Genomic DNA, 22,755 nt, shown 5'->3' with positions numbered 1-22,755 from the left:
GATCCGCAACGCACCTCCTGCACAGAGCCGACCTGTTCGCACCTGTCCACGGGACGGGCGGATCGGCCGCCTCGCGTCGCCTCCCGTCTCGGATGCTGGAGTCATGCCTCTCCTCATCCCTCATGACGCGCTTCCGACGATCGACCCGTGGGCGCTGCAGTCCGCACGTCGCGAGATCGCCGCAGCCGTCGACGCACTCGAGCTGGCGGGATCGTCTCTCATCGGCCTTCGACCCGACGTCCGGTGGGAGTCCGACGGCGTCCGCGGTCTGCTCGACCTGATGGAGCGCTTCATCGGTCGCACCTCGGCCGAGGCCGGTGCTCTTCAGGCCCGCCTCTGGGAGTTGACGGCGGCGGAGGCGACATGAGCGACGGGCTCGACATCCATCACGGCGGAGCGATCGCGGTCGACACCGAAGCGCTCCGAGACGTGGCAGGCCGGATGCTGGCGGTGGCGACGCACTATCGAGAGGCGCGGAGCGCGATCGGGAGCGCGCACGCCTCGGTCGCGGCCGACCCGGGACTCCGGCCGCTCGTCGACCTCGACGGCCTGTGGGCGAGCGGGCAGCACGTCGCCGAGCTGCGGGCCGAGGTCGAGGAGGCGAGTGCGGGCACGTTCCTGATGGCCGACGCCTTCGAGGTGGTCGAGTTGCGGGCCGAGGCACGTGCTCTGGAGATCACCGGAGGGCCGGGAGCGGCGGATGTGCAGGCCCGGCTCGACCGTCTGCTGGCGTCGGACGAGCGCCTCGGCCCGATGGCCGACTATCTCGACGCGGGCTGGCGAGGCGGGCGCTTCGCCGGGCTCGACGCCCAGTTCGACCTCTCGGGCCAGCTGCCGCAGGTCTTCTCGGCGGGAGGTCTGATCGGCGCCACCGCCGGTCTCGGCAAGCTCCTGCCGGGGATGACGCTGAAGGGTCGAGCCGAGCCCGTCACGGTGACCGCCGTGCACCGGAGCGACTCCGCGACCCCTCCGGAGAGTCTCGCCGGCGCCCTCCGCGCGATGCCGTCGTCGGGCGGAGCTCAGATCGCGGTCGAGAAGCTGGTGATGCCGAGCGGCGAGACGAGGTTCGTCGCCTACATCAAGGGAACCCAGGCGGGGATGCCGGGGCCGGGCGACGACCACGAGCCGTGGGACATGACGTCGAACCTGCAGCTCTACACCGGTCGGATGTCGGAGTCGTATCAGGCCACGCTCGACGCGCTCGCGGCCGCCGGGGCCGAACCGGGCGATCGCGTCGACGTCGTCGGGCACTCCCAAGGGGGCATGATCGGCTCGCATCTGGCGATGGAGAGCGACTTCGAGGTCGGCGTGCTGATCACCGCGGGAAGCCCGACCGAACCCACGCTCGACGACGACCAGCTGCTGGTGCAGATGTCGCACACCGACGACGTCGTGCGGTCGCTCGCGGGCGGCGGCTCGCCCGACGGCACCGGCTCCCCTGACAGCTTCACGGCGTCGAGGATCGGCAGCCCGGGTCGGTGGATCGATGACTTCTGGCTCGCCACCCACTCGCTCGACACGTACGTCGAGACGGCCGAGATGGTCGACGACTCGGCCGACCCGCGCGCCGTGGCGCTCGACGACTACTGGGCCGAGCTGGGCAGCGCCGTGTCGGTCGAGCGCACCGAGTACCGGGCCGAGCGTTCGGACACCCGATGAATCGGGCGGTCGAGGCGGCGTCAGTCGCGGCGGCTCTTCTTGCTCTGCGGTCGCAGGATGAAGCCGAACACCCCGTTGATGAGCGAGATGAGGATCGCGGCCACCACACCCCACCAGAAATGCTCGACGCGGAGGCCCCACTCCCAGCCGCTCGTGATCCAGGCGGTGAGCCACAGCAGGAAGCCGTTGATCACGAAGCCGATCAGGCCGAGCGTGAGGATGTAGAGCGGGAAGGCGACGATCTTCACGATCGTGCCGATGATCGTGTTCACCAGCGCGAAGATCGCCGCGACCGCGAGCAGGGTGAGCACGAGCTGAAGCGTCTCTCCCGGAGGGAACGCGATGATCGTCACCTGCAGGACGGGGATCAGCGTGACGACCCAGAGGGCGAAGGCGTTGACGACGACTCGGATGATGAAGCGCATGGTCAGGCCAGTCTCGCACGAGGGTGCGTCGATGTCAGGAGAAGCGGGCGGGGGGGATGTCACAAAGAATGTGCGCGGAAGGCATCAGCGATCTCGTCCAGCGTGGTCTTGCTCTGAGCGGTGTTCAGCACGAGGGAGAAAGCGGTGTCGATGTCGATATCGATCCGCACGCCGTTCAGTTCCAGGAACGTCAGAGTGGCGACCCAGGAGAACGGCTTGTTCCCGTCGGACAGCGGATGGTTCTGGCTCAATGACGACAGCAGAGATGCCGCCTTAACTTCGAGCTCGGGGTAAGCCTCGACACCGAACATCGAACTGGACGGCCGTGCGAGGGCCGACGACAGCAGGCCGATGTCGCGGACGTGAAGGCCCAGATCCTGAAGTATGCCCATCGCCTGCGGGAGTTCGGGGTACCGGGTCACGCGTCTTCCAGCCGCTTCAGCAGCTCCGAGTAGCGGTCGGCGACATCGCGGGCGATGCCGACGGCTTGCGTGGAATCTAGAGTGGTCCTGTGACCGACCCGATCCTTCCGCGCGTCCGCCCCGCCATCGCCGCCCTCGCGCCGTATCGGCAGGGCAAGCAGGCCGGACCCGACGCGTTCAAGCTGTCGAGCAACGAGAACCCCTTCGAGCCGCTTCCGTCGGTCGTCGAGGCGCTGAAGCGCACGACGCCGATCAACCGGTACCCCGACGCGACCGCGCTCCGCCTGCGTGAGCGCCTCGGTGCTCGATACGGAGTCGAGCCCGATCAGGTGCACGTCGCGGCGGGCAGCGTCTCGATCCTGCACCAGCTGATCCTCGCCACGGCATCCGTCGGCGACGAGGTCGTCTACGCGTGGCGGTCGTTCGAGGCGTATCCGAGCCTGCCGCTCGTCGCCGGCGCGACCGGCGTGCAGGTGCCGCTCACAGCCGGATCGCGTCACGACCTCGATGCGATGGCGGATGCCGTGACCGACCGCACGCGCGCCGTCATCCTCTGCACCCCGAACAACCCCACGGGCCCGATCATCACGCGCTCCGAGTTCACCCGCTTCATCGAGCGGGTGCCGTCGGACGTCCTCGTCATCCTCGACGAGGCCTACGCGGAGTTCGTGACCGATACCGACGCGATCGACGGTCTCACCGAGCGCGTGTTCGAGCAGCATCCGAACGTCGTCGTGCTGCGCACGTTCTCGAAGGCCTACGGTCTCGCCGGCCTGCGCGTCGGCTACGCGATCGGCAACGCGAAGGTGCTCGACGCGGCGCGCACCACCGGCATCCCGCTGTCCGTCACATCGGCTGCCGAGAACGCCGCCATCGCGAGTCTCGACGCCGAGTCCGAGCTGCTCGAGCGCGTCTCCGTGATCGTCGATCGCCGCACCCGACTCATCGAGGGTCTCCGGGCGCAGGGGTGGGACGTCCCGGAGTCCCAGGCGAACTTCGTCTGGCTCCCGACGGGCGCCGAGACGGATGCCGCGGCTGCCGCATTCGCGGAGAACGACCTCGTCGTCCGTCCGTTCGCGGGCGACGGCATCCGCATCTCGGTGGGCGAGGAGGAGTCGGTCGACCGAGTGCTCGCGGTCGCCGCCATCGTGCGCTGATCGGCCTTTTCTTCGGATTCCCGGCAGTTACGAGGGCGTCCTAGGTATACGTGACCTGGCATGCGGCCGCGGGTAGCGTGGAGCGCGTGAGTACCCCCGAGACCCCCCTCGTGCGTGTCCTTGACGCCGACGGCAGCTTCGCCCCGAGCCCGGCAGCCGAACAGTACCTGCCCCTCATCGAGGCCATCAGCGACGCAGAGCTCGAGCAGTTCTATCGGGACATGGTCGTCATCCGCGCCATCGACACCCAGGCGACCAACCTCCAGCGGCAGGGGCAACTCGCGCTGTGGCCGCCGAGCCGCGGACAGGAGGCGGCGCAGGTCGGCTCCGGCCGTGCGGCACGGGCGCAGGACACGATCTTCCCGTCGTACCGTGAGCACGTCGTCGCCCGCATCCGGGGCGTCGACCCCGTCGACATCATCAAGCTCATGCGCGGCGTCTCGCACGGCGGGTGGGATCCGACCGACCCGAAGAACGGCAACACGCGCCTCTACACGCTGGTGCTCGGTTCGCAGACGCTACACGCCGCCGGCTACGCGATGGGCCTCTCGTTCGACGGGCGCACCGGCACCGGCGACCCCGAGCGCGACGAGGCCGTCATCGTCTACTACGGCGACGGCGCCTCCAGCCAGGGCGACGTGCACGAGGCGATGGTCTTCGCCGCGAGCTATCAGGCGCCGACGGTCTTCTTCCTGCAGAACAACCACTGGGCCATCTCGGTGCCGGTGACGACGCAGTCGCGGGTGCCGCTGGTGCAGCGCAGCGCCGGCTACGGCATCCCCAGTGTGCGGGTCGACGGCAACGACGTGCTCGCCAGTTATGCGGTCTCGCGCGTGGCGCTCGACGCGGCGCGCGGCGGCGGCGGGCCGCAGGCGATCGAGGCCGTCACCTACCGACTCGGCGCCCACACCACCAGCGACGACCCCACGAAGTACCGCCACACCGACGAAGAGGACATCTGGGCGCTGCGAGACCCCATCACTCGGATGCGCACCTTCCTCGAAGGACGGGGAGCGCCGGCATCCTTCTTCGCCGACACCGACGCCGAGGCGGCGGACGCGGCCGAAGACCTGCGCGCGCGCACCGTCGAGCTCGGCCCGCCGCCGGTGAGCCGGATGTTCGACCATGTGTACAGCGACCCGCATCCGCTCATCCAGGAGCAGAAGGCGTGGCAGGCGCGGTACGAGGCCTCGTTCGAGGGAGGCAGCTGATGACTCTCGAGACGATGCCGTTCAGCAAGGCCCTGAATGCGGGACTGCGCAAGGCGATGGAGGACGACCCGAAGGTCATCCTCATGGGCGAGGACATCGGCAAGCTCGGCGGCGTCTTCCGTGTGACCGAGCATCTGCAGCGCGACTTCGGCGAGAAGCGGGTGCTCGACACCCCGCTCGCCGAGTCGGGGATCGTCGGCACGGCGATCGGTCTGGCGATGACGGGATTCCGTCCCGTGGTCGAGATCCAGTTCGACGGGTTCGTGTTCCCGGCGTTCGATCAGATCACGACGCAGCTCGCGAAGCTCACCAACCGTCACGAGGGCTCGCTGAGCCTGCCGATCGTGATCCGCATCCCGTACGGCGGGCATATCGGCGCGGTCGAGCACCATCAGGAGAGCCCGGAGGCGTACTTCACGCACACCCCGGGTCTGCGGGTGGTGTCGCCGTCGACGCCGAACGACGCGTACTGGATGATCCAGGAGGCGATCGCGTCGAACGATCCGGTGATCTTCATGGAGCCGAAGAGCCGCTACTGGCCCAAGGGCGAGGTCGAGTTGGATGCCTCCGCCGCGCCGCTGCACGCCCCGCGCGTGGTGCGCACCGGGTCCGACGTCACTCTGGTCGGGCACGGCGCGATGGTCACGACGCTGCTGCAGGCGGCCGCCCTCGCCGAGGGCGAGGGCACCAGCTGCGAGGTCGTCGACGTGCGGTCGCTGTCGCCGATCGACTACGAGCCGATCCTCGGGTCTGTGCGTAAGACCGGACGCATGGTCTACGCGCAGGAGGCGCAGGGCTTCACGAGCCTCGGCTCCGAGGTCGCGGCGACCGTCATGGAGCGCGCCTTCTACGCACTCGAGGCCCCCGTGCTGCGGGTGTCGGGGTATGACACCCCCTTCCCGCCCGCGAAGCTCGAGGGCGCGTACCTGCCGGATGCCGACCGCATCCTCGAAGCCGTCGACCGTTCCCTGGCTTACTGACGACCCTGGTCGTTGAGCGAGCGCAGCGAGACGAAACGCAGTAAGGATCAATCATGAGCACGCAGAACTTCACCCTCCCCGACGTCGGCGAGGGTCTGACCGAGGCCGAGATCGTCGCGTGGAAGGTCGCCCCAGGAGACACGGTCGCGATCAACGACGTGATCTGCGAGATCGAGACGGCGAAGTCGCTGGTCGAGCTGCCGTCGCCGCACGCCGGTGTCGTCGGTGAGCTGCTGGTCGCCGAGGGCGAGACGGTCGAGGTCGGAACGCCGATCATCACGTTCGTGACCGACGCCCGCGACGACGCCGGACCCGGGGTCATCGCGACCGCCGAGGCTCCCGCACCCGAGGAGGGCGGCGGATCCGTGCTCGTCGGCTACGGCACCGGCGGCGGTGCGACGTCTCGACGCAAGCGTGCTTCGACAGGCTCAGCAACCACCTGGCAAAAGGTGCGGTCGTCGGTCGGCGTGATCGCGAAGCCGCCGATCCGCAAGCTCGCGCGCGACCTCGGCGTCGATCTCACATCGGTCGCGGCCACCGGTGCTGACGGCGAGGTCACGCGCGACGACGTCATGAAGCACGCCTCGCAGGCGAGCGTGTTCCGCAACATCGAGACGCCGGAGTGGGGCGATGTGCGCGAGGAGACAGTGCCGGCGCCGCAGAGCCCTCCGGTCGGACTCGCGCGCGGGCTGGCGCCGACGACCGCGTCGAACGACGGCGATCGCACCGAGTCGATCCCCGTGAAGGGCGTGCGCAAGGCGACGTCGTCGGCGATGGTGCAGAGCGCCTATTCCGCGCCGCACGTGACGGTGTGGAAGGAGATCGACGCGAGCCGCACGATGGAACTCGTCAAGCGGCTGAAGGCTTCGCCCGACTACGCCGACATCCGCGTCTCGCCGCTGCTGATCATGGCACGGGCCGTGATCTGGGCGGCCCGGCGCACACCGATGGTCAACGCCGCCTGGATCGAGACGGATGCCGGTGCCGAGATCGCCGTGCGCCACTACGTCAACCTCGGCATCGCGGCGGCGACTCCGCGCGGACTGCTGGTGCCGAACATCAAAGACGCGCAGGACCTCGGCATGAAGGATCTCGCCAGGGCGCTGAACCGCCTGACCGTCACGGCGCGCGAGGGCAAGACCTCGCCCGCCGACCAGCAGGGCGGCACGATCACGATCACCAACATCGGGGTCTTCGGGATGGATGCCGGAACGCCGATCATCAACCCCGGCGAAGCCGGGATAGTGGCCATGGGCACGATCAGCCAGAAGCCGTGGGTCGTTGACGGCGAGGTTCGTCCGCGCTGGGTGACCACGGTCGCCGGCTCGTTCGACCACCGCGTGATCGACGGCGACGGCATGAGCCGGTTCATCGCCGACGTGGCATCCGTGCTCGAGGAGCCCGCGCTGCTCGTCGACTGAGCCCGCGCAGCATCCGAAGTGAAGGAGATCGCACGCTGTGAAGGACGGGATCGCCCGAGCGCTCCTTCAGGTCGTGAGATCTCCTTCGCTCCGCGCGGCGAACGCAGAGCGGATGCCGCCCGCTACGCCCGCAGGCTGAGCCGCTGCTCCGCGAGCAGGGGCACCGCGCGCTCGCGGGCCGCCTTCCGCGCGGTCGCGACGGCGCCGACCGACACGACCTCGGCGCCGAGCGTCGACGCGAGCAGCTCCGGCGCGGGCAGGTGCAGCTCGGCGGGGAGCATCCGACGCGCCGCCGCGAGGACGGGCTCGATGCTCTCGGCCACGGCGCCGCAGATGATCACCCGCGCCGGGTCGTACATGCTGCCGAGCACGCCGACGATGCGGGCGACGATGGCCCCGACGCGCTCGGTCACCCGCAGCGCGTCGGCATCCCCCGAGGCGGCGAGCGTCAGCACGAGCCGCGCGTCCACCCGGTCCGTTGCGACGATGCGGCCGATCGAGCCGTCGGCGTCGACCTCTCCCGCCTCGACGGCCGCCCTGGCCTGGTCCTGCACCCAGTGGCGCAGACCGGAGGCCGACTCCACGCCGACGATGTGGTCGAACACCACGCCCTCGCCGACGCCGCCGTGCGCCCCGTGCAGCACGTGGCCGTCGACGACGACACCGCCGCCGAAGCGCTCGCTCGCGAGGAGCGCAACGTAGTCGCGGCATCCGATCGCCGCACCGTCGGCGCCTTCGGCGGTCGCGGCCAGCAGCGCGTCGTTCTTGATCTCGACCACGGGGGCCCGCTCGCGCAGCGCCTCCGCGAGTCCGGGGTTGGTGCGCTCCCAGAAGCCGTCGGGGTGGGGCGGTGAGATCCCATCGCGGTCGACCGGAGCGGCGACGCCGGCGCACACGGCGAGAACGGCATCCCGCGACACGTGGGCCTCGGCCAGCGCGGCATCCACATGCTCGACGATCGTCCGGCGTCGCTGCGCGCCGGAGTGCGCGGGGTCGACCTCGACGCGATGATGGACGAGCGTGCGATCGAGCACATCGGCGACGGTGACCGCCAGATGCGTGTCACCGGCGTCGATCCCCACGACGACACCGAGGTCGGGGGAGAGCGCGAAGCGCCGAGCGGGGCGTCCCGACCGGTAGGCGCCCGCCACCCGGGCGTTCGGCAGCTCCCGCAGCACCGCCGCGCCGAGCAGGGTGTCGATGGCGTCGATGGTCGTCGAGCGGGTGAGCGATGTGCCCGCCATCGCCTCGGTGGCGGTGAATTCGCCGGCGGTCCAGGCGAAGTCGAGCACGGCCGCGACGCTCGCGCGCCCCGTGCCCAGTCCCGCTGACACTTCCGCCACGGTCTTGACCTCCCGTCGTCCAAATGAGACAGTACCTCTCGACGGAGTAAATTCGCTCACTAGATTTAGTGTGCGCATCTACAGCGATGAAGCGATGGAAGGACGACGGTGTCTGACAAACGAACACGCGCGCTGCGGATGACGGCGGGAGCCCTCGGGCTCACGCTGGTCGGCGCCGCCCTCACGAGCTGCGCGGCAGGCGGAGGGGCGGAGACGATCCGCTTCACCTTCAGCAAGCGCGAGGCCATCGAGTTCATGACCGAGCTCGTGGCGGAGTACAACTCCTCGCAAGACGAGGTGCGGGTCGAGATCGACACCTCGGGTGTCGACGTCGTGTCGGCCAGCTTCGTGCGAGGCAATCCTCCCGACATCATGCTCGCCAACTACAACTACGAGGTCGCGCGGTTCGTGCAGCGCTGCGCGCTCAGCGACCTGTCCGAGACCGAGGCCGCGGCCGGGATCCGCGACGACCTGCAGCCGCTCATGGAGCAGTACGGGTCGTGCGAGGGCCGCACCAGCGCGCTGCCGTACTCGGTGATGGCGGCATCCGTCATCTACAACAAGCAGATCTTCGAGGAGCAGGGCCTCGAGATCCCCCAGACCTGGGACGAGCTGCTCGCCGTGTGCGATCAGCTGAAGCAGGCGGGCATCGACCCGTTCTACGCCACGTTCAAGGACGACTGGACCGTCGCGCAGGGCTGGTACGACTACACGGCCGGCGGCTCGGTCGACGTGATCGAGTTCTTCGACGCGCTCGCCGAGGAGGGCACGGACGTCGGGCCCGAATCGCCGGTGTCGTTCCAGAACGACTTCGCCGAGCCGATGGAGCGCATGATGCAGCTCGTCGACGAGTACACCAATCCGGATGCCGCCAGCCGCGGCTACGGCGACGGCAACCTCGCGTTCGCGAACGGCGAGGCGGCCATGTATCTGCAGGGCCCGTGGGCCTTCAGCGAGATCGCCAAGACATCGCCCGACCTCGAACTGGGCACGTTCCCGCTGCCGATGACCGACGACCCCGCCGACCTCGGGGTGCGGGTCAACATGGACCTCGCCGCCATGATCCCGGAGGAGTCGCGCCACAAGGAGGCCGCCCGGGACTTCCTCGAGTACCTCTTCCTTCCCGAGAACATCGAGGAGTACAACGCGTCCCAGCTCGGGTTCACCCCGACGACGGATGCCGCACCGCCCGACGATCCGCGCATCGAGGGGATGATCGAGTACTACGACAACGGTCAGATCTATCAGGGCCCGTCGGTGCTCGTCCCCCGGACGCTGCCGATCTTCAACTATGCGCAGGCCATGGTGCTCGGCGCCTCCACCGAATCGACGCTGCGCACGATGGACGCCGACTGGGCGCGCATCGCTTTCCGCGCGCCGATCCCCTCGACCGGCGACGCCTCCGCTTCGGGCGACGCCTCCGGCGAGACCGACGCTTCCGGCGAGACAGAGGAGTCCACGCCATGACCACCACCACGACCCGGCCGCCCACGAGCACGACGACGATCCTCACCGGGGAGGGGCGGAAGATGCGTCGGCAGACGAAGCGCGTCGAGCCGATCTACTACCTGTTCCTGCTGCCGACCCTGGTGATCTTCACTCTGGCGATCACCGTGCCCGGCGTCATCGGCATCTTCTTCAGCTTCACCGACTCCATCGGGCTCGGCGAGTGGAGCTTCAACGGGTTCACGAACTACATCGCGATGTTCAGCGACCCGTCGATCCTCCAGAGCTACCTCTTCACCTTCGGGTTCTCGATCGCGACGGTCGTCGTCGTGAACGTGATCGCGTTCCTCCTGGCGGTCGGACTCACCTCCCGCATCCGATTCAAGACCGGGCTGCGCACGATCTTCGTGATCCCCATGGTGATCTCGGGCATCATCATCGCCTACGTCTTCAACTTCCTGTTCTCGAACTCGATCCCGGCCGCCGGTGCCGCCACCGGCATCCCGTGGCTGCAGACCAGCCTGCTCGCCAATCCCGAGCTCGCGTGGATCGCGATCGTCATCGTCACCGCGTGGCAGGCGGTGCCGGGGACGCTGCTCATCTACATCGCCGGTCTGCTCTCGGTGCCGGGGGAGGTGTACGAGGCGGCGAGCATCGACGGAGCGAACAAGACGCAGCAGCTGACCCGCATCACGATCCCCCTCGTCGCCGGCTATGTGGTGATCAACGTGATCCTCGGGTTCAAGGGCTTCCTGAACGCCTACGACATCATCGTCGGCCTCACCAACGGCGGACCGGGAACGGCCACCCGCAGCGTCGCGATGACCATCATCGCGGGGTTCAACGGCGGCGACTACGCCTACCAGATGGCGAACGCGACGATCTTCTTCATCGTCGCCGTGCTCATCTCCCTCCTCCAGCTCTCGCTGACGCGCGGAAGGAACGCACTCTGATGTCGACGCAGACCCTCACCACCGCCACCGCTGAAGGCAGGAAGCCCCGCGAGCGCATGGAGCGCGTCAACTGGTCGGGGACGATCATCCTGATCCTGTGCGCGGTCACCGTGCTGCTTCCGCTCTACGTGACCATCTCGATGTCGCTCAAGACCACGGGTCAGGCGGTCGACGGCAACGCGTTCTCGCTGCCGGCGCCGTTCAGCTTCGACGGGTTCGTCGAGGCGTGGAACCTGACGAAGTTCCCCGTCGGCGCGGGCATCTCGCTGCTGGTCACCGCCGGCACCGTCATCGCCACGATCGTCCTCGCCGCCTGGGCGTCGTACGCGATCGTGCGCAACTGGGACCACCGCCTCTTCCGCTGGTCGTTCTTCTATCTGCTGGCGGCGATGTTCATCCCGTTCCCCGTGGTGGCGCTGCCGCAGATCCAGCTCACCGGACGTGTCGGCCTCGACAACCCGTTCGGCGTGATCATCCTGGCCACGATGTTCCAGCTGAGCTTCAGCGTGCTGCTCTTCACGGCGTTCCTCCGGTCGATTCCGATCGAGCTCGAGGAGAGCGCCCGCATCGACGGCGCCACGACCTGGCAGACGTTCTGGCGGCTGATCTTCCCGCTGCTCGCACCCATGAGCGCCACGGTCGGCATCTTCGCCTTCCTCTACGCCTGGAACGACTTCATGATGCCGTCGCTGATCATCTCCGACCCGGCGCTGCAGACGCTGCCCGTGCGGCAGAACCTGTTCCAGAACCAGTTCAGCAACAACTACAACGTCGCCTTCGCCTCGTACCTGATGGCGATGGCGCCCGCGATCCTGGCGTACCTGTTCACGCAGCGCTTCGTCATGGAGGGCGTCACGCAGGGCGCCGTCAAGGGCTGACGAGCACTGGGTCCCTGAGCCTGTCGAAGGGAACGCCCAGACCGCAACAAGAAAGAAGGAGCACCACCCCCTCATGACCGACGCGATTCTCACCGAGACCCGCACCCAAGACCCGGCGACCTGGTGGCGGCAGGCGGCCGTGTATCAGATCTACCCGCGCAGCTTCGCCGACGCGAACGGCGACGGGCTGGGCGACATCCCGGGCATCGTCTCGCGCGCCGACTACCTCGCAGACCTCGGCATCGACGCGGTGTGGCTGAGCCCGTTCTATCCCTCGGCGCTCGCCGACGGCGGCTACGACGTCGCGGACTATCGCGACGTCGACCCGCGGCTGGGCACGCTCGACGACTTCGACGACATGGTGCAGGCGCTGCACGCACGCGGCATCCGGGTGATCGTCGACATCGTCCCGAATCACAGCTCGGACCTGCACCCGTGGTTCCAGGAGGCGCTGGCGGCCGGGCGTGGGTCGGCGGCCCGTGATCGGTACATCTTCCGCGAGGGCTCCGGTCCCGACGGCTCCGAGCCGCCGACCGACTGGGGCGCCGCTTTCGGCGGCAGCGCGTGGCAGCGGGTGGACGACGGCCAGTGGTATCTGCACAGCTTCGCGGTGGAGCAGCCTGACTTCAACTGGGATCACCCCGAGGTGCGCGAGGACTTCCTGCAGACGCTGCGCTTCTGGTCGGACCGGGGGGTCGACGGCTTCCGCATCGACGTGGCGCACATGCTCACGAAAGATCTGACCGAGCCGCTGCCGAGCCGCGCCGAGCTCGAGGGGATCGATCCCGGTTCGGGCACGCATCCGCTCGTCGATCGTGACGACGTGCACGAGATCTACGCCGAGTGGCGAGCCGTGTTCAACGAGTACGACCCGCCGCGCACCGCCGTCGCCGAGGCGTGGGTGGCGACCCCCGAGCGCCGGGCGAAGTACGCCTCGGCCGAGAGCCTCGGGCAGGCGTTCAACTTCGACCTGCTCGTCGCCGACTTCGACGCGCCGGCCTTCCGCCGGATCATCACCGACAACCTCGCCCAGGCGCAGGCCGTCGGGTCGTCGACGACGTGGGTGCTCTCGAACCACGACGTCACCCGGCATGCCACGCGCTACGGGCTCGCGCCGATGGAGGGGCGCCCCGAGAAGCCGGGCACAGAGTGGGTCGCCGCCGGCGGTCCCGCCGACCAGCTCGACCGCGAACGCGGGCGCCGTCGCGCGCACGCGGCCACCCTGCTGCTGCTCGGCCTGCCCGGCAGCACGTACCTGTATCAGGGCGAGGAGCTGGGGCTGCACGAGGTCGCGCAGATCGCACCCGAGGACCGGCAGGATCCGGCCTTCTTCCGCGACGACACCTTCGACGGCCTCGGACGGGACGGATGCCGCGTGCCGCTGCCGTGGACGGCATCCGGCCCCTCCTTCGGCTTCGGGTCGGGCGACGCGCACTTCCCTCAGCCGGCATGGTTCGCCGAGTACGCGGTCGAGGTCGAGGAGGCCGATCCGTCGTCGTCGCTGTCGCTGTATCGCGAGGCGCTGCGGCTGCGGCACCGCCTGCAGGCCGATGAGAGCCTGGAGTGGATCGAGACGGGACGCCCCGACGTGCTGCGCTTCGCGCGGCCGAACGGCTGGCAGGTGGTGGCCAACTTCGGCACCGAGCCGTTCGAGCTGGGGACGGATGCGGCCGACGTGGTGCTCGGCGTCACGGTCGATGGCGCGGTTCCGGCGGAGAGCACGGTATGGCTCGCGCCGCAGGGCCTCGTCGCCTGACCCGCGGCGTGCGGCGTTCCGTCGAGCGAGGCGCGCAGAGACGAGACGGGACGTGACTACGGCGCGTCGGCCCGATCTCCGGCGGATGCGACTCCGCGGCGCGCGCGCCGAGCCTCGAGCACGAGGAGCACGATCGTGGCGGGCAGTGAGAGCAGAAGCAGGATCTGCCCGACGAGCGCCAGAGCGTTGACGACTCCGAAGAGGGGACTGTCGACACTGCCTTGCGCGGCGGCCTGCAGGAAGTTGTTCGTGAAGTGCACGGCGACGGCGAGCCAGAGCCCTCCGGCCCGGCGGCCGAGGTAGCAGGCGGTGCCGAGCAGGAAGGTGAAGACGAGCTGGAAGACCGTGCTCTCGATGTCCGCCCCGCCTACGAGGTTGAGCAGATGCATGAGCGCGAAGCCGGCGGATGTGATCAGCCACACCGACCACTCCGGGAAGCGCGAGCCGCGCAGACCGACGACCGCCACCCCGCGCCACCCGATCTCCTCCACGAAGACGATGCCCAGCATGGCGACGGCCTGCAGGGCGACCAGGGACGGGGACGGGTTCGGCGTCGCGGCGATGCCGATGATGACCGCGAGCGCGAAGGCGGCGGTCGTCAGCCACGGCAGCACGGCGAAGGCTCGAGGGCGCAGCCGCGTCGGCTCGAACTGGATGATCCGCCACCACCGGAGCACGGTGATGACGGCGGCGATGAGGATGATCGAGAAGGCCACGGATGAGAAGAAGTAGTCGGCGAGAGTGGACTGGTCGCCGAGCAGCCCGAAGACATCGCCCGCGTGACTCGCCGGCCGAGAGCCGCCGAAGGCGGGCGCGATGAACTCGACGAACGGCGCGATGAGCCAGACGAAGACGTAGATCGCGGCGAGGACCACGGTGGGTCGGAGTGCTCGTGCATCGAGAGCGAGACGATCGGCTCGTGATGCGCGGAGGGCGGGCTCGGAGGTCATCGGTTCTCCCGGCTGAGAGGGCGGAGGTGGACGACGCGAGCGTAGTGATCCGCCTTTCACGGGTCGCCCTGACTGTGTGAACGATGCTTCCCTCGGTTTGATAATGGTTCTCATTAGCGCGTAGAGTACGAGCATGAAGAAGTTCGTCCCCGCCCTCGCTCTCGCCTCGGTCGCCGCCCTGGCTCTCACCGGATGCTCGGCGACGTCCGCCGCGGACGACGGCGACGGTGCGATCGAGGTCGTCGCGAGCACGAACGTCTACGGGTCGCTCGCCGAACAGATCGGCGGCGATCGCGTCGAGGTGACGTCGATCATCACCTCGGCGACGCAGGACCCGCACTCGTACGAGGCCAGCGCCCGAGACCGGCTCACCGTGCAGAACGCCGACCTCGTGATCGAGAACGGCGGGGGCTACGACGGCTTCATCGACACTCTTCTGGGCGACTCGAGCGAGACGCCCGTCGTGAGCGCGGTCGAGTATTCGCACGACTTCCCCGGCAACGAGGGCCACGATCACGCCGAGGAGGCGGAGCACGACCACGCCGAGGAGGCGGAGCACGACCACGCCGAGGAGGCGGAGCACGACCACGCCGAGGAAGAGGGCCACGAGGGTCACGACCACATCGAAGGATTCAACGAGCACGTCTGGTTCGACCCGCACACGATGATCCACGTCGTCGAGGCGATCGCCGAGCAGCTCACCGAGCTCGATCCCGACGGCAAGGCCGAGTTCACGGCCGCAGCCGACGAGATCGTCGCCGAGCTCGAGGGGTTCGAGACCGACCTCGCAGACCTCGAGGAGCAGGCGGCCGGGGCGAAGGTCGTCATCACCGAACCGCTTCCCGGCTACCTCGCCACCGCCGCGGGTCTCACCGACGTCACGCCCGAGGGCTTCGCCGAGTCGGTCGAAGAGGGGAGCGATGTCGCGCCCGCCGTGCTCCTCGACACGCTCACGGTGCTCGAGTCGGGTGAGGTCGTGGCCGTGCTCACGAACGCCCAGACCGGCGGTGCCGAGACCGAGCGCGTCGAGAAGGCGGCCGAGGATGCCGGCATCCCGGTGGTCGCCTTCACCGAACTGCTCGAGAACGGTTCGTCGTACGCTGAGTGGATGAGTGACGCGATCCAGAGCCTCGCCGCCGCCGTCCAACCGTGAGTCCGGGCCGTCGACAGGCTCACGGACCCCGCGACGACGGCGGGCGCGGCCGGCCGGTCCTCGAGATCGCGGGTGCGGCGCTCCAGCGCGGCGAGCGCGAACTGTGGTCGGGACTCGACCTCGTGGTCCACCCCGGCGAGTTCCTCGCGGTGCTCGGTCCCTCGGGTTCGGGCAAGACCACACTGCTGCGCAGCATCCTGGGTCTCCAGCCGCTGTCATCCGGCACGATCAGGGTGGTCGGCGAGCCCGTGCACCGGGGGAACCCGCGTATCGGATACATCCCCCAGCAGCGTCCGCTCGCCCCCGACACCAGCCTCCGTGCCCGTGATCTGGTCGCCCTCGGGGTGCACGGCAGCCGCTTCGGCTTTCCCGTCCCGCACCGCGGCGATCGGGCGAAGGTCGACCGGCTGCTGACCGCGGTCGGCGCCTCGCACTACGCCGACCGCCGCGTCGGTCTGCTCTCGGGCGGTGAGCAGCAGCGCCTGCGCGTCGGTCAGGCGCTCGCCGACGATCCCGCCCTGCTGCTCTGCGACGAACCGCTGTCGAACCTCGACCTCGCCAACCAGCGGGGAGTGACCGACATCATCGATCGGCAGCGACGCGAGCGCGGCGCGTCGATCCTGTTCGTCACGCACGACATCAACCCCATCCTGGGCAGGGTCGACCGCATCCTCTACATCGCCGGTGGACGCTTCGTGCTCGGCACGCCCGACGAGGTGCTGCAGACCCGGGTGCTGACCGAGCTCTACGGCACCCCCGTGTTCGTCCTGCGGGCGGGGGATCGCCTGGTGGTGGTCGGCGTTCCGGATGCCGAGCCGCACCACGACCACGACCACGAGGCGCACGCATGACCGCCGTGACCGGCATCGTCCCGCTGGTCGACTGGAGCGACGTCTTCTCGTTCCAGGACTACGGCGAGCTCGTCGCCCTGCTCGCGAACTCGATCATCGCGGGCGCCGTGCTCGGCATCGTCGGCGGCCTCATCGGGGTGTTCGTGATGCAGCGCGACCTGGCGTTCGCCGTGCACGGCGTGAGCGAGCTGTCGTTCGCCGGCGCCGCCGCGGCTCTGCTGCTCGGCGGCAGCGTCGTCGTCGGATCCCTCGGCGGGGCGCTCGCCGCCGCGATCATCATCGGCGTGCTGGGCGCCCGGGCGCGCGATCGCAATTCGATCGTGGGCGTGCTGATGCCGTTCGGCCTCGGTCTCGGCATCCTGTTCCTCTCCCTCTACGACGGGCGCAGCGCCAACCGCTTCAGCCTGCTGACCGGGCAGATCGTGTCGGTGTCGAGCCCCGACCTCGGGTGGCTGATCGGCATCAGCATCGCGGTGCTGCTCGGCCTGCTCGTGATGTGGAACCCGCTGCGCTTCGACTCGCTCGATCCCGAGTCGGCAGCCGCGCGCGGGGTGCCCACGCGCGCCGTGAGCCTGCTGTTCATGGTGCTGCTCGGGCTCATCGTGGCGGTGAGCGTGCACATCATCGGCGCCCTGCTCGTGATGGCGCTGCTGGTCACACCGGCGGCGGCGGCGATGCGCGTCACGGCAGGACCCGTGGCGGTGCCCCTGCTCGCCGCCCTGTTCGGCTTCGTGTCGGCCGTCGGCGGCATCCTGCTGGCGCTCGCCGGCACCCTGCCGGTGAGCCCCTACATCACCACCCTGTCGTTCACGATCTACATCGTGTGCTGGATCGTGCAGCGGGCGCGGAGTCGCGTGCGGCGCGTGCACGCGTGACAGCGCGGTTCCGGCATCCCCCGCTCCCAGCCCCCGCCAACCCCCGCCGTTTAGACTCGTAGGCATGGCTCAGCGGAACACCTGGCAGCGCGAACGCGTGCGCGAAGCGCTCGCCGACGCGCGCGGTTTCGTGAGCGCACAGAACCTCCACGCGTCACTGCGCGACGACAACACGGGCATCGGGCTCGCCACCGTGTACCGCGCGCTCGCCGGTCTCGCGGCATCCGGAGACGCCGACTCGCTGCAGAGCCCCGAGGGGGAGGCCCTCTACCGGGCCTGCACCACGCAGGGCCATCACCATCACCTCATCTGCCGCTCGTGCGGGCTGACGGTCGAGATCGAGGCCAAAGACGTCGAGCAGTGGGCGCACCGCACGGCGGCGCTCCACGGATTCACCGATGCCGCGCACGTCGTCGACATCTTCGGACTGTGCACGCCCTGCACGAACAAGCGCGACGCCGAAAGGGCAGCGAACGCGTGAGCCCCACGGCAGGCACGGCGACTCGTCCCGGCCGCGGGCATCCGCATGCCCCGCCCCGGTCGCCGCGGTCGGCATGGATGGGCGTCGGCGTCGGAATCGCGATCATCGCCGCCCTGTTCCTGATCGACGCCTTCCTGCCGGCGCTGTTCCCCGCCGCGCTGCCGACCCGCGCGCAGGACGGTCTCACGCTCGCCCTGAGCGTGCTCATCGAGGCCCTGCCGTTCGTGGTGCTGGGCGTGCTGCTGTCGATCGTGGTGCAGGTGTGGCTCCCGTCCGACGTGATCCACCGCTGGCTGCCGAAGCGCGCCTGGGCACGCCGGGCGGTGCTCTCGCTGCTCGGGATGCTGATCCCCGTGTGCGAGTGCGGCAACGTGCCCTTCGCCCGGGGGCTGATGATGCGCGGACTCGCGCCTGCCGAGGCGCTCACGTTCCTCATCGCGGCGCCGATCGTGAACCCCATCGTCATCCTCACCACCCACGCCGCGTTCGGGTGGGACGGCGGCATCCTCATCGCCCGGCTGGTCGGCGGCTACCTCATCGCGAACCTCATCGGCTGGATCTACAGCCGGCATCCGTCGCCCGACGCACTCCTGACCCGGCGGTTCGTCGACACGTGCGAGCGGGTCACGCACGAGCCGGGCACCCCCGTGCGCCGCAGCCTCACGCAGTTCCTCGTCGAGCTGCGCGCGGTCATGCCGGCGCTCGTCATCGGATCGGCGCTCGCGGGTGCGGTGCAGGTGCTGGTTCCCCGTGACGTGCTGCTCGCCATCGGGTCGAATCCGGTGCTGTCGATCGTCGCGATGATGGTGCTGGCGATGACGGTGGCGATCTGCTCGAACGTCGACGCCTTCTTCGCGCTGTCGTTCGCGTCGACGTTCTCGTCGGGCGCCCTGGTCGCGTTCCTCCTCGTCGGCCCGCTCGTCGACATCAAGATGCTGGCGCTCATGCGCACAACCTTCACGGGCCGCACGCTCGTCGGCATCGTGGGGGTCGTCGTGGCCGCCGCCTTCGCCATCGGGATCGGGGTGAACGTCGTTGTCTGAGCACACGTCTCCGACGGAACACACGTCGGCGCGCGCCCGGGCGCTCGCCACGCGGTGGCTCGGCGTCGGGCTGGCGACCCTCGTCGCCGTCGTCACGCTCGGCCTCGGCGTGACCGGGCGCCTGACCCTCTACATCAGCCCCGAGTCGGTGTGGTTCGCGTGCGCGGCCGCCGTCGTGACGCTCGCCGGAGCGGTCTGGTCGTTCACGCTGCCCCTCGGCGCAGAGGGCGACCACGGACATGATCACGGACACGACCACGAATCGGATGCCGCGCCCGATGCGGATGCCGACCCCGACGCGCGATCCGGTCGGCGTCCGGCGCGCTCGTCGCGGCGGACGGCCGCCGTCGTCGGTTCGGTCGCGGGCGGCGTCGTCGCCACCGGAGTGGTGGCCGCCGCGCTCGTGCTGCCGCCGGCATCCCTGTCCGTCGAACTCGCGATGTCGCGAGCCGGCGAGCAGAGCGCCCTCTTCGCCGGCGCCGACGCCGTGACGCTCGGAGTGGCCGACACGTCGACCTTCGGTGTCGGCGACTGGGCGAGCGTGTTCGCCACGGCGACCAACACGACCGCCTACGACGGGGCTCCGGTCACCCTCATCGGCTTCGTGACGCCCGCAGCATCCGGAGACGACGACGTGAATCTCACGCGGCTGGTCATCACGCACTGCGTGATCGACGCGCAGACCGCCACGCTTCCCGTCACCGTCGACCCCGGCGAGTATCCGACCGGGCAATGGGTCGAGGTCACCGGAACCGTCAAGGCCGACGCCGACGGCGCCCTGCGCGTCGTGCCCACCGATGTGGTCGCGATCGATGAGCCGAAGGACCCGTATGAGTACTGACGACGAGCGCCCGGAGGTGCCCGCCGTCCCGCAGACGCGCGCGGAGATGCGCGCTGCTCGTGCCGCGGCGGAGCGCGAGGCGGCGGAGCGCGAGGCGGCGACGCGCGAGGCGGCGGAGCGCGAGGCGGCGACCCGCGAGGCGGCGGAGCGCGAGGGCGCGGAGCCCGCGCCGCCCGCTCACCTGCCGCCCGCCCCGGAGGAGTCCGCTCCGGAGGAATCCGCCCCGGAGGAGTCCACTCCGGAAAGGCCCGTCCCGGAAAGCCGCGTCCCCCCGCGCCGGTTCCTCCTCGCGCTCGGGGCCGTGCTCGGCGTTCTCATCCTGGTCGGCACGGGTCTCGGCATCCTCAGCCTGCTGCAGGGGCCGCGTCTGTCGGAGGTGCAGGTCGATCCCGAGCAGGCGATCGAATCCTCTGGCAGCCGTGTCATCCTCACCACGAATCAGCCGCTGGCCGCGATCGATCCCGAGCAGATCACGGTCGACCCCGCCGTGCCGTTCACCGTCGATGCGTCGGGGCGCGGTGTCGGCATCCGCTTCACCGTTCCGCTCGACGACAGCACCGACTACACGGTGCGGGTCGCCGGGGTCACGGGCGCCGGCGGCGGGCCGTCGGCCGATCTGACGACGACCTTCACCACCCCCGCGTCGACCATGTTCCTGCTGCGCCGCGACGCCGACGGCGACGACACGATCTTCCGCACCGACCTCAGCGGCGAGCAGGCGGTCCCGGTGTTCTCCCACCCGCGCATCAACGACTTCCGTGCGACGTCGAGGCAGCTCGTGGTCTCGGTCGAGGAGGACGACGGCTCGCGGCTGCTGGTGCTCGACCGCGACGGGCAGGGCGAGCGCGAGCTGACGCTCCCCGGTGACGGCTACGTGGGCGCGATCCAGGTGTCGGAGCGCGGCGGGCTCGTCGGCTACAACTACTCCGACCGCGAGCTCAGCGACACCGAGGGGCGGGCCAGCGTGCTGGTCACGCAGTCGCTGAACGGCGACGACGAGCCGCAGATCATCGAGGTCGGCGGAGCCGAGGCGAGCGTCTTCGCCTGGCAGTTCGTGCCAGACAGCGCGGCGGTGCTGTTCATCGACTTCGACGGCGCCCTGTCGCTCGTCGACCGGTCGAGCAACGCGGGCGTGCAGTCCCTCGGGCTCGCCTCCACCATCCAGGGCATCTCCCGCGGAACGTACACGGCGATCGTCGAGCGCCTCGACGGCACCGTGGTGGAGCTGAACCTCGCCGACGGATCGGAGGCGCCGCTGGCGGCATCCGATCCCGACTACGGCGCGGCGAGCTCGATCATCCCGCTGCCCGACGGAACCCTGCGCCACGTCGTGCAGCGCAACGACGCGGGGATTCCGGTCGGGCAGGCGGTCGTACGCGTCGACGACGACGGGAAGGCGTCGCTGCTCACCGAGGTGGGGCCGTCCGACACGATCCTGCAGGTGTGCGCGTCGCCGAGCGGACAATACGCGGCGGTCGCGATCGCGCCCGACCTGTCGGACAACCCGTACGACGGCATGCTGCTGCCGCTGCCCGAGAAGGTCGAGACCCACCTCATCGACATGGCATCGGGGAAGGAGATGGTCGCTCTCACCGGGTTCGACGCCTCCTGGTGCCAGACGGCGCCGAGGTTCTGATGGCCGACGAGCGGATGCTGCGCCGCGCGACCCGGGCCGACCTGCACCACCCGGCGGTCGAGGTGGCGCCTCTGCTGCTCGGCGCCGAGCTGCGCACCCTGGTCGTTCCCGGAGACATGGCGACGGATGCCGCGCCGGTCGAGGTGCGGCTGCGCATCACCGAGGTCGAGGCGTACCACGGGCAGGGGACCGGCGAGGTGGCCGACCCGGGGTCGCACGCGCGCATGGGCCGCACCGCGCGCAACGCCACCATGTGGGGCGAGCCCGGTCATCTGTACGTGTACCTGAGTCACGGCATCCATTCGTGCGTCAACGTCGTCTGCGGGCCCGAGGGGCAGGGCGACGGAGTGCTGCTGCGCGCCGGCGAGGTGACCGCCGGAACGGATGCCGCGGCCCGCCGTCGCGGCGCCGCTCTTCCGCTCGGTCGCGCGGCTCTGCGTGACCTGGCGCGCGGACCCGGTCGGCTCGGGCAGGCGGTGGGGCTGCGGCATCCGCTCCACGACTCGATCGATGCGATCACGGGGGCCGAGTTGCACGGCGCACGCGCCGAGCTGTGGCTCGGCGAACCGCTCACGGCCGTCGCGCGCGGCCCCCGCGTCGGGGTCGCCGGTGTCGCCGGCACGGCCGCGTTCCCGTGGCGGTTCTGGATCGACGGCGATCCGACGGTCTCGTCGTTCCGCTGGGGCAGGGGCGCGCAGGCCGCGGCATCCGGCGTGCTAGACTGACTCTTTGTCTGCGCACGCTCCTGTGCGCAGTTCGCATGCTTCCCCTCGCGCCGGCTCCCTGAGCCTGTCGAAGGGGTCGCGTGCAGACAAGGGATCTTGGGTGGGGCCGTCCGGCCTCACGGTAATGAAGGAGTCATCATCATGGCAGCAGTGTGCCAGGTGACCGGAGCTGTTCCCGGCTTCGGTCACAACGTCTCGCACTCGCACCGCCGGACGAAGCGCCGCTTCGACCCGAACGTGCAGAAGAAGACGTATTTCGTCCCGTCGCTCGGTCGTAAGATCACGCTCAACGTGTCCGCCAAGGGCATCAAGGTGATCGACGCCCGTGGCATCGAGAACGTCGTCAAGGACCTCCAGGCGAAGGGTGTGAAGCTCTGATGGCCAAGAAGGCTCAGGACGTCCGTCCGATCATCAAGCTGCGTTCGACGGCAGGTACGGGTTACACGTACGTGACCAAGAAGAACCGCCGCAACACCCCCGACCGTCTCGTGCTGAAGAAGTACGACCCGGTCATCCGTCAGCACGTCGAATTCCGAGAGGAGCGTTGAT

At 69.6% G+C, this 22,755-nt stretch carries 24 protein-coding genes; 20 read left to right on the top strand and 4 right to left on the bottom strand.

Annotated elements, in window-relative coordinates; translation table 11 throughout:
• Positions 1-103 precede the first annotated feature (103 nt).
• Complete coding sequence (locus AB3M90_RS10260) at positions 104-367, top strand: hypothetical protein (protein WP_412951853.1); 264 nt, start codon at positions 104-106, stop codon at positions 365-367.
• Positions 364-1,659, top strand: coding sequence for an alpha/beta hydrolase family protein (locus AB3M90_RS10255; protein WP_412951852.1), 1,296 nt, complete (start codon positions 364-366; stop codon positions 1,657-1,659). Before AB3M90_RS10260 ends, AB3M90_RS10255 begins: the two co-directional genes overlap by 4 nt.
• 20 nt (positions 1,660-1,679) lie before the next feature.
• Here AB3M90_RS10255 and AB3M90_RS10250 read toward each other — a convergent pair whose 3' ends face one another.
• Entirely contained in the window at positions 1,680-2,084 is a 405-nt protein-coding gene (locus AB3M90_RS10250; protein ID WP_412951851.1) for a phage holin family protein, read from the bottom strand.
• A gap of 59 nt (positions 2,085-2,143) precedes the next feature.
• Positions 2,144-2,506, bottom strand: coding sequence for a type II toxin-antitoxin system death-on-curing family toxin (locus AB3M90_RS10245; RefSeq protein WP_412951850.1), 363 nt, complete (start codon positions 2,504-2,506; stop codon positions 2,144-2,146).
• Between the two features lie 89 nt (positions 2,507-2,595).
• On the opposite strand from AB3M90_RS10245, the gene hisC reads away from it, so the two are divergent.
• From hisC to AB3M90_RS10225, 4 genes are all read left to right on the top strand, one after another.
• Entirely contained in the window at positions 2,596-3,663 is a 1,068-nt protein-coding gene (gene hisC / locus AB3M90_RS10240) for a histidinol-phosphate transaminase (RefSeq protein ID WP_412951849.1), read from the top strand.
• 86 nt (positions 3,664-3,749) lie between these two features.
• On the top strand, positions 3,750-4,874 hold the full coding sequence (locus AB3M90_RS10235) for a thiamine pyrophosphate-dependent dehydrogenase E1 component subunit alpha (protein ID WP_412951848.1): 1,125 nt from the start codon (positions 3,750-3,752) through the stop codon (positions 4,872-4,874).
• A complete protein-coding gene (locus AB3M90_RS10230) occupies positions 4,874-5,854 on the top strand; it encodes an alpha-ketoacid dehydrogenase subunit beta (protein WP_412951847.1) in 981 nt (326 codons plus the stop codon). The genes AB3M90_RS10235 and AB3M90_RS10230 overlap by 1 nt, the downstream gene beginning before the upstream one ends.
• Positions 5,855-5,907: 53 nt before the next feature.
• Positions 5,908-7,275 (top strand): dihydrolipoamide acetyltransferase family protein, encoded by a 1,368-nt coding sequence (locus AB3M90_RS10225; protein WP_412951846.1) that lies wholly within the window; start codon positions 5,908-5,910, stop codon positions 7,273-7,275.
• A gap of 122 nt (positions 7,276-7,397) precedes the next feature.
• On the opposite strand, the gene AB3M90_RS10220 is transcribed toward AB3M90_RS10225, so the two are convergent.
• Complete coding sequence (locus AB3M90_RS10220) at positions 7,398-8,618, bottom strand: ROK family protein (protein WP_412951845.1); 1,221 nt, start codon at positions 8,616-8,618, stop codon at positions 7,398-7,400.
• 108 nt (positions 8,619-8,726) lie between these two features.
• On the opposite strand from AB3M90_RS10220, the gene AB3M90_RS10215 reads away from it, so the two are divergent.
• From AB3M90_RS10215 to AB3M90_RS10200, 4 genes are all read left to right on the top strand, one after another.
• A complete protein-coding gene (locus AB3M90_RS10215; RefSeq protein WP_412951844.1) occupies positions 8,727-10,085 on the top strand; it encodes an ABC transporter substrate-binding protein in 1,359 nt (452 codons plus the stop codon).
• A gap of 62 nt (positions 10,086-10,147) precedes the next feature.
• Positions 10,148-11,017 carry a carbohydrate ABC transporter permease gene (locus AB3M90_RS10210; protein WP_412952691.1) on the top strand — a complete coding sequence of 290 codons (870 nt, stop codon included), beginning with the start codon at positions 10,148-10,150 and terminating at the stop codon, positions 11,015-11,017.
• The gene (locus AB3M90_RS10205; RefSeq protein ID WP_412951843.1) at positions 11,017-11,895 is read left to right on the top strand and encodes a carbohydrate ABC transporter permease; all 879 of its coding nucleotides are present in this window, start codon (positions 11,017-11,019) and stop codon (positions 11,893-11,895) included. The genes AB3M90_RS10210 and AB3M90_RS10205 overlap by 1 nt, the downstream gene beginning before the upstream one ends.
• 73 nt (positions 11,896-11,968) lie before the next feature.
• Positions 11,969-13,651, top strand: coding sequence for a glycoside hydrolase family 13 protein (locus AB3M90_RS10200; protein ID WP_412951842.1), 1,683 nt, complete (start codon positions 11,969-11,971; stop codon positions 13,649-13,651).
• A gap of 56 nt (positions 13,652-13,707) precedes the next feature.
• Here the strand turns inward: AB3M90_RS10200 and AB3M90_RS10195 are convergent, their stop codons facing one another.
• Complete coding sequence (locus tag AB3M90_RS10195) at positions 13,708-14,601, bottom strand: CPBP family intramembrane glutamic endopeptidase (protein WP_412951841.1); 894 nt, start codon at positions 14,599-14,601, stop codon at positions 13,708-13,710.
• Positions 14,602-14,734: 133 nt separating this feature from the next.
• Here AB3M90_RS10195 and AB3M90_RS10190 point away from each other — a divergent pair, with 133 nt between their 5' ends.
• The 10 genes from AB3M90_RS10190 to rpmG all read left to right on the top strand — a co-directional run bounded on the left by AB3M90_RS10190 (position 14,735) and on the right by rpmG (position 22,754).
• The gene (locus tag AB3M90_RS10190; RefSeq protein ID WP_412951840.1) at positions 14,735-15,754 is read left to right on the top strand and encodes a metal ABC transporter solute-binding protein, Zn/Mn family; all 1,020 of its coding nucleotides are present in this window, start codon (positions 14,735-14,737) and stop codon (positions 15,752-15,754) included.
• On the top strand, positions 15,751-16,605 hold the full coding sequence (locus AB3M90_RS10185) for a metal ABC transporter ATP-binding protein (protein ID WP_412951839.1): 855 nt from the start codon (positions 15,751-15,753) through the stop codon (positions 16,603-16,605). The genes AB3M90_RS10190 and AB3M90_RS10185 overlap by 4 nt, the downstream gene beginning before the upstream one ends.
• Positions 16,602-17,480, top strand: a complete 879-nt coding sequence (locus AB3M90_RS10180) for a metal ABC transporter permease (RefSeq protein ID WP_412951838.1) — start codon at positions 16,602-16,604, stop codon at positions 17,478-17,480. Before AB3M90_RS10185 ends, AB3M90_RS10180 begins: the two co-directional genes overlap by 4 nt.
• Before the next feature lie 64 nt (positions 17,481-17,544).
• Positions 17,545-17,961, top strand: coding sequence for a Fur family transcriptional regulator (locus AB3M90_RS10175; protein ID WP_029264380.1), 417 nt, complete (start codon positions 17,545-17,547; stop codon positions 17,959-17,961).
• Complete coding sequence (locus AB3M90_RS10170; RefSeq protein ID WP_412951837.1) at positions 17,958-19,004, top strand: permease; 1,047 nt, start codon at positions 17,958-17,960, stop codon at positions 19,002-19,004. The genes AB3M90_RS10175 and AB3M90_RS10170 overlap by 4 nt, the downstream gene beginning before the upstream one ends.
• The gene (locus tag AB3M90_RS10165; RefSeq protein ID WP_412951836.1) at positions 18,997-19,845 is read left to right on the top strand and encodes a TIGR03943 family putative permease subunit; all 849 of its coding nucleotides are present in this window, start codon (positions 18,997-18,999) and stop codon (positions 19,843-19,845) included. Before AB3M90_RS10170 ends, AB3M90_RS10165 begins: the two co-directional genes overlap by 8 nt.
• Positions 19,835-21,481: a TolB-like translocation protein gene (locus AB3M90_RS10160; RefSeq protein ID WP_412951835.1), complete on the top strand. Its 1,647-nt coding sequence runs from the start codon at positions 19,835-19,837 to the stop codon at positions 21,479-21,481. The genes AB3M90_RS10165 and AB3M90_RS10160 overlap by 11 nt, the downstream gene beginning before the upstream one ends.
• Positions 21,481-22,206: a DNA-3-methyladenine glycosylase gene (locus AB3M90_RS10155; RefSeq protein WP_412952689.1), complete on the top strand. Its 726-nt coding sequence runs from the start codon at positions 21,481-21,483 to the stop codon at positions 22,204-22,206. Before AB3M90_RS10160 ends, AB3M90_RS10155 begins: the two co-directional genes overlap by 1 nt.
• 141 nt (positions 22,207-22,347) lie before the next feature.
• Complete coding sequence (rpmB, locus tag AB3M90_RS10150) at positions 22,348-22,584, top strand: 50S ribosomal protein L28 (protein WP_025102729.1); 237 nt, start codon at positions 22,348-22,350, stop codon at positions 22,582-22,584.
• Complete coding sequence (gene rpmG / locus AB3M90_RS10145) at positions 22,584-22,754, top strand: 50S ribosomal protein L33 (protein ID WP_017203558.1); 171 nt, start codon at positions 22,584-22,586, stop codon at positions 22,752-22,754. Before rpmB ends, rpmG begins: the two co-directional genes overlap by 1 nt.
• The last annotated feature ends 1 nt before the right edge of the window (position 22,755 follow it).

The sequence above is a fragment of the Microbacterium martis genome (assembly GCF_047246685.1).
GTDB lineage: Bacteria > Actinomycetota > Actinomycetes > Actinomycetales > Microbacteriaceae > Microbacterium.
The sequence above is the reverse complement of the archived record's forward strand: the minus strand, read 5'-3'. Positions and strand labels throughout refer to the sequence as shown.